Raw genomic sequence first — 6,439 nt, 5'->3', positions numbered from 1 at the left:
CGGCGGCATCGCCGAGCACGCGCGCGCCAAGTTTGGCACGATCGACCACGCCGGCAAGTGTGGTGCCGGGAAAGGCGGCCTCGACCAGGGGGGCTGCCTTGCCGGCATAGAGGCGATGCACTGCCTCGTCGGAATCATGGACCGGCACGCCGGCGTCAGCGAACATCCTGGCCGTGGTCGACTTGCCCATGCCGATGGAGCCGGTGAGTCCGAGCACGATCATGGCTTCGGCACCAGATCGGCGACGATAAGCGCGCGCAATTCCCCCGTGACCTGCGGCCTGACGCCGAACCAGCGCTCGAAGCCGGGCACGGCCTGATGCAGCAGCATGCCGAGGCCGTCGACCGTCTTCAGATTTCGCGCGCGGGCGGCGGCGAGCAGCGGCGTCTCCAGCGGCACATAGACGATGTCGGTGACGATGCCGTGGTCCGGCAGCCGGGCGGGATCGGCCGACAGGCCTTCATTGCCATGCATGCCGAGCGCTGTGGTGTTAACCAGCAGGCCGGCATCGCCGAGCAGTTCATCGGTCGCCGCCATGCCATGCGCCGACACGCCGGCGCCGAAACGATCCCTCAATTCCTGCGCTCGGGCCAGAGTGCGGTTGACGATGCGGATGTCGGCAACGCCGCGCTGCTTCAGCGCATGGATGACGGCGCGCGACGCACCGCCGGCGCCAAGCACCACCGCCGGACCGTTGCTTGCCCAGCCCGGCGCATGATCGTCGAGGTTGGCGGCAAAGCCGTGACCGTCGGTGTTGCCGCCCCACAGGACGCCGTTCTCGAACCACAGCGTGTTGACGGCGCCGATCTCTTGCGCCGCCTGGTCGCGGCGCTCGGCCAACGCGAAGGCGACTTCCTTGTGCGGGATGGTGATGTTGCCGCCGCGGTAATTGTTTGCCTGCAGCGTGTTCACGAACTCGGCAAAATCCTGCGGCGCGACATCGATGGCCTGGTAGCTGCCGTCAATGCCATGCCTGGCCAGCCAGTGGCCATGGATTCTTGGCGAGCGCGAATGCTTGACCGGATGGCCTGACACGAAGGCCTTCTTCGACGCCTCAGCCATCGATTGCCCCCAGGTCACGCAGTTCGGCCAGCAGCGGCAGAAGCGGCAGGCCGACAATGGTGAAATGATCGCCCTCGATTTTCTCGAACAATTGAATGCCTTCGCCTTCGATCTGATAGGCGCCGACGCTTCCCAGCGCCTTGGCGCCGACGCGGGCGAGATGGCGGCCGACGAAGGCCGGGTCGAGCTTGCGCATGGTCATCGAAGCAATGCCGACATGCCGCCACAAGACCTTGCCGTCGCGAACCAGCACCGCGGCGCTGTTGAGCTGGTGGGTCCTGCCCGACAGCGCCAGCAGATGACGGCGGGCACCTTCCATGTCAGCCGGCTTGTGGAACACCTCGTCGACGAGCGACAGCGTCTGGTCGCAGCCGAGCACCAGGGCGCCCGGCCTGCGCTCGCTCACTTCTGTGGCCTTGGCCTCGGCCAGCACCAGGGCGACATCCTCGGGCGAGACGCCGCTATCCTGCAAAGGCCCCTCGAGCGCGCGCTCGTCGACATCGGCCGGCACCGCCTCGACATCGACGCCGGCATTGACGAGCATCGCCTTGCGGAACGGACTGCCGGAAGCGAGGATGAGTTTTTCGGTCATGGTTTGTACGCCTGGTTTTCTGGCACCGACTAGGGTGTTGAGATTCAGGTCAGGCCGAGTCGAAAATGGTGGCTTCCGAGAACCGGAGCGGAGCGTACTTAAAGTACGTGAGCACCGGAAGCGCAGGAAACCGCCATTTGCAGGCCGGCATCACCTGAATATCGACGCCCTAGCGCGTCTTCCCCCGCAGGGCAACGATGGCCGCCGCCGTTTCCTCGATCGAGCGGCGGCTGACGTCGATCATCGGCCAGCCATGGCGCGTGCAGATCTTGCGGGCGTAGGCTAGCTCTTCGCTGATCGCCGCGCGGTCGACATAATCCGATGCCTCATACGAACTGCTGTTGCCGAGGATGCGGTTTTGCCGGACATGCGAGATGCGCTCGGCGGTGGCGATTAGCCCGACGATCAGCGGCTTGCTGGCGGCAACCAGGCTTTCCGGCACCGGCACGCCAAGCACGATCGGGATGTTGGCGGTCTTGATGCCGCGGTTGGCGAGATAGATGCTGGTCGGCGTCTTCGACGTGCGCGAAATGCCGATCAGCACGACATCGGCATCGTCCATGTTGAGCGGCAACTGGCCGTCATCATGGTCCATGGTGAAATTGAGCGCATCGATGCGGCGGAAATATTCAGCGTCGAGAACATGCTGGGCACCGACGCGGCGGCCGGCCGGGGTGCCGAGATAGGACTGGAACACGGTCAGCACCGGCTCCAGCACCGACACACAGGGCAGGCCCATGGCCGCGCAGCGCTCGTCGATGCCGCGCGCCAGCTTCTGGTCGACGACCGTATAGAGGATGATGCCCGGTTCCTCCTCGATGTCCTCGAACACCTTCGCCACCTGCTTTTCGGTGCGGATCAGCGGATAGATATGCTCGATGGCGCGCGCGTCCTTGTACTGCGCCGAAGCTGCCCGGCCGGCGGCGAGCAGCGTTTCGCCGGTCGCGTCGGAAATCAGGTGCAGGTGGAAGAAGCTCTGGGGTTTGTTCACAGGGGGTCACCTGGGGCTGTGGGCTTCTGTGGATAAAGCGGGATGAAAAGACGGGCCTGTCGGAGGCGACTGTATCAGATGGCAGTTTGTCCACAATTCGATGCGCTGTCAGCTTCGTCGGGCGACTGGGGACAAGTTTGGGGACGGCTTTTTTCGACTGCGGTCCGTCCACAGGACCTGCTTTTCACCACTGTGCCTAACACTTTGACTCGCTTGATCGATTCCGATCTATCCCCAGAACCCTACATCTGGGAAAAAGAAGCACGCGACAATATGTTGGCTGGTGTTTTCCGGGGCAAAGCGGGACAGGTGGCAACCACCAGAACCAACAGACTCTTAGAATCAGAAGAATCTTAGATATAAGAATCTTTGATTATAGAAGAGGCTGGGAGAAGCGAGCGCTCGATGCCCCAGAACCGGATCATGCTGGATGTCCTCAGGGGCAAGGCCCATTTTCCGCCTCCGCTCTGGATGATGCGTCAGGCCGGACGCTACCTGCCGGAGTATCGGGAGACACGCAGACGCGCGGGCTCGTTCCTGGACCTCTGCTATGATCCAGACCTTGCGGTCGAAGTGGCCTTGCAGCCGATCGAGCGCTTCGGCTTCGATGCCTCGATCCTGTTTTCCGATATCCTTGTCGTTCCGCATGCGCTTGGCCGTGACGTCCGCTTCGAAGAGGGCAGAGGGCCGCTGCTGACGCCGATCACCGCGCCGGAGATTTTGGCTCTGGAAGGCGAGGTGTTTCACGTGAATCTCGAACCGGTCTATGAGACGGTTCGCCGGTTGCGGGCCAAACTGCCCGAAGAGACAACCCTGATCGGCTTCTGCGGCGCGCCGTGGACGGTGGCGACCTACATGATCGCCGGTCATGGCACGCCCGACCAGGCGCCGGCGCGGCTTTTTGCCTATCGCGAACCGGTGGCCTTTCAACGATTGCTGAAGGTGCTTGCCGAACATTCGGCCGCCTATCTCATCCGCCAGATCGAGGCGGGTGCGGATGTGGTGCAGATATTCGATTCCTGGTCCGGCGTGCTGGACGATGAGAGTTTCGACCTGTTCTGCGTTCAGCCGATGGCCGAGATCGTTGGCCGGGTGCGGGCGGTTCATCCCGATGTTCCGATCATCGGTTTTCCCAAGGGTGCCGGTTCGCGCTACCGGACATATCGACAGAAGACCGGCGTGACGGCGCTAGGGATCGACTGGACGGTACCCCTGATCGCGGCGAAGGAATTGCAGCGCTCGGGTGCGGTTCAGGGCAATCTCGATCCCTTGCGGCTCGTGGCTGGCGGCAAGGCGCTATCCGACGGCGTCGAGGCGATCCTGGGAGCGCTGGGAGACGGACCGCTGATCTTCAATCTCGGTCATGGCATCACGCCGGAGACGCCGATCGCCCATGTCGAGGCGATGGTGAAACAGGTGCGGAGCGCGACACGCTGATGGCTGAGATGAAAAACACGAACAGCACCGGTCAGGCGATGATGCGGATGATGTCAGGTATCGCGGTGCTGGTCGTTCTCACCGCGCTTTTGTATTTCGCGGCACCCGACAGCTTCTATCTCTGGGCAAAGGCGATCCATATCCTCGCCGTCATCTCATGGATGGCGGGCATGCTCTATCTGCCGCGGCTGCTGGTCTATCACGCCGATGCCGAGAAGGGCTCGGTGCAATCGGAGACCTTCAAGGTGATGGAGCGGCGCCTGCTGCGCGGCATCATCAACCCGGCGATGATCGTCACCTGGGTGTTCGGCCTGTGGCTCGCCTGGAAGGGTTTTGGTTTCCAGGGCGGCTGGCTGCATGCCAAGATCGGTGCGGTGCTTTTGCTGTCCGCCATGCATGGCTATCTCGCGGGCGCGGTGCGCAAATTCGCCGAGGACCGCAATGAAAAACCGGCCAGGCACTGGCGGATGGTCAACGAGATCCCCACATTGCTGATGATCGCAATCGTCATCCTGGTGGTGGTCAAGCCGTTCTGATGCATGCTGCTCAAAAACGGCCAGGAGACAACGACGGGCAGTGATGCGTTTCAAGCCTTCATAGGTCACGCAAAACGCAGCTTGCTCTTTCACCCGACCGACGATAAAAGACGGGTCTTCCTTCCCGTCATGCGCCCCCCCTCATTTTTTTCGCCCGCGCCCGGCATTTGTCGCATCCCGCCGATATTTTTCCCAAAGCCTACCCAGACTCCATCTATTCAAGGTCCGTCTATGCAAGAAATGAAACTCGCCGAGTTCAAGAACAAGAAACCGCCAGAGCTGATCGCCTATGCCGAATCGCTCGAGGTCGAAAACGCCAGCGTCATGCGCAAGCAGGAGCTGATGTTTGCGATCCTGAAGAAGCTGGCCGCCCAGGAGATCGAGATCATCGGTGATGGCGTGGTCGAGGTGCTGCAGGATGGTTTCGGCTTCCTGCGCTCCGCCAACGCCAATTATCTGCCAGGTCCCGACGACATCTATATTTCGCCGTCGCAGATCCGGCGCTTTTCGCTGAAGACCGGCGATACGGTCGAAGGGCCGATCCGCAGCCCGAAAGAGGGCGAGCGCTATTTCGCGCTGCTCAAGGTCAACACCATCAATTTCGACGATCCCGAAAAGATCCGTCACAAGATCCACTTCGACAATCTGACGCCGCTCTATCCCACCAAGCGGCTGAAGATGGAGATCGAGAATGCGACCACCAAGGACATCTCGCCGCGTGTGATCGACCTGGTCGCGCCGATCGGCAAGGGGCAGCGCGCTCTGATCAACGCGCAGCCGCGTACCGGCAAGACGGTTCTCATGCAGAACATCGCCCACTCGATCACCGCCAACCATCCGGAATGCTATCTGATCGTGCTGCTGATCGACGAGCGGCCGGAAGAAGTGACCGACATGCAGCGCTCGGTGAAGGGCGAGGTGATCTCCTCGACCTTCGACGAGCCGGCGGTGCGCCACGTGCAGGTCGCCGAAATGGTCATCGAGAAGGCCAAGCGCCTGGTCGAGCATGGCCGCGACGTCGTCATCCTGCTCGATTCGATCACTCGTCTCGGCCGCGCCTACAACACCGTCGTGCCGTCATCCGGCAAGGTGCTGACCGGTGGTGTCGACGCCAACGCGCTGCAGCGGCCGAAGCGCTTCTTCGGCGCCGCCCGCAACATCGAGGAAGGCGGTTCGCTGACCATCATCGCCACCGCGCTGATCGATACCGGCAGCCGCATGGACGAAGTCATCTTCGAAGAGTTCAAGGGCACCGGCAACTGCGAAATCCAGCTCGACCGCAAGGTGGCCGACAAGCGCATCTATCCGGCCATGGACATCTTGAAGTCCGGCACCCGCAAGGAAGACCTGCTGGTTTCCAAGCAGGATCTGCAGAAGATCTTCGTGCTGCGCCGCATCCTGGCGCCGATGGGCACCACCGACGCAATCGAGTTCCTGATCGACAAGCTCAAGCAGACCAAGACCAATGCCGATTTCTTCGATTCGATGAACACGTAAGAGGACTGGCGAGGGCCAACGGCCAACTGCTTGCGCTGCCCCTCATCCGCCTGCCGGCACCTTCTCCCCGTATAGTGACGGGGAGAAGGGAGATGGCCGCAACCTCGGCGCTCGTTCTGCTGCGTTGAAAATTGGCGAAACCGTCCATGACGGCGTCTTTCTCCCCGTCCCTATACGGGGAGAAATGCCCGGCAGGGCAATGAGCGACTATCTGTGGTGTCAAGTTGCATTGGCGAACTCCATGCGCGCATCGCGTGCTTTTGCATTGAGAATGACGAGGAGTTTTCGCGCCAGCGCCATGCGGATGACCATTTTGGTTTTGCC

At 62.0% G+C, this 6,439-nt stretch carries 7 protein-coding genes and 1 pseudogene; 3 read left to right on the top strand and 5 right to left on the bottom strand.

Annotation, left to right across the window (positions count from 1 at the left end; translation table 11 throughout):
* The 4 genes from EN906_RS18535 to EN906_RS18520 form a co-directional block, all read right to left on the bottom strand.
* The coding region (locus EN906_RS18535) for a dephospho-CoA kinase (RefSeq protein WP_127375291.1) at nt 1-223 on the bottom strand (223 nt) is incomplete at its 3' end.
* Nucleotides 220-1,062, bottom strand: a complete 843-nt coding sequence (locus EN906_RS18530) for a shikimate dehydrogenase (protein WP_127268020.1) — start codon at nt 1,060-1,062, stop codon at nt 220-222. The genes EN906_RS18530 and EN906_RS18535, both read right to left, overlap by 4 nt.
* A complete protein-coding gene (locus EN906_RS18525) occupies nt 1,055-1,654 on the bottom strand; it encodes a Maf-like protein (protein WP_027037547.1) in 600 nt (199 codons plus the stop codon). Before EN906_RS18525 ends, EN906_RS18530 begins: the two co-directional genes overlap by 8 nt.
* 169 nt (nt 1,655-1,823) lie before the next feature.
* Nucleotides 1,824-2,645, bottom strand: a complete 822-nt coding sequence (locus EN906_RS18520; RefSeq protein ID WP_027037546.1) for a pyruvate, water dikinase regulatory protein — start codon at nt 2,643-2,645, stop codon at nt 1,824-1,826.
* A gap of 405 nt (nt 2,646-3,050) precedes the next feature.
* Between EN906_RS18520 and hemE the strand changes: the two genes are divergently transcribed.
* From hemE to rho, 3 genes are all read left to right on the top strand, one after another.
* Nucleotides 3,051-4,082, top strand: a complete 1,032-nt coding sequence (gene hemE, locus EN906_RS18515; RefSeq protein ID WP_127268019.1) for a uroporphyrinogen decarboxylase — start codon at nt 3,051-3,053, stop codon at nt 4,080-4,082.
* A complete protein-coding gene (gene hemJ / locus EN906_RS18510; protein ID WP_127268018.1) occupies nt 4,082-4,618 on the top strand; it encodes a protoporphyrinogen oxidase HemJ in 537 nt (178 codons plus the stop codon). The genes hemE and hemJ overlap by 1 nt, the downstream gene beginning before the upstream one ends.
* A gap of 231 nt (nt 4,619-4,849) precedes the next feature.
* Complete coding sequence (rho, locus tag EN906_RS18505; protein WP_127268017.1) at nt 4,850-6,115, top strand: transcription termination factor Rho; 1,266 nt, start codon at nt 4,850-4,852, stop codon at nt 6,113-6,115.
* A 219-nt stretch (nt 6,116-6,334) separates the two neighbouring features.
* Here rho and EN906_RS18495 read toward each other — a convergent pair.
* A pseudogene (locus EN906_RS18495) lies at nt 6,335-6,439 on the bottom strand (IS110 family transposase); the annotation flags it as partial.

The sequence above is a fragment of the Mesorhizobium sp. M7A.F.Ca.CA.004.06.1.1 genome, from assembly GCF_003999135.1.
Lineage (GTDB): Bacteria > Pseudomonadota > Alphaproteobacteria > Rhizobiales > Rhizobiaceae > Mesorhizobium.
This window is presented reverse-complemented; position numbering and strand designations above follow the sequence as displayed.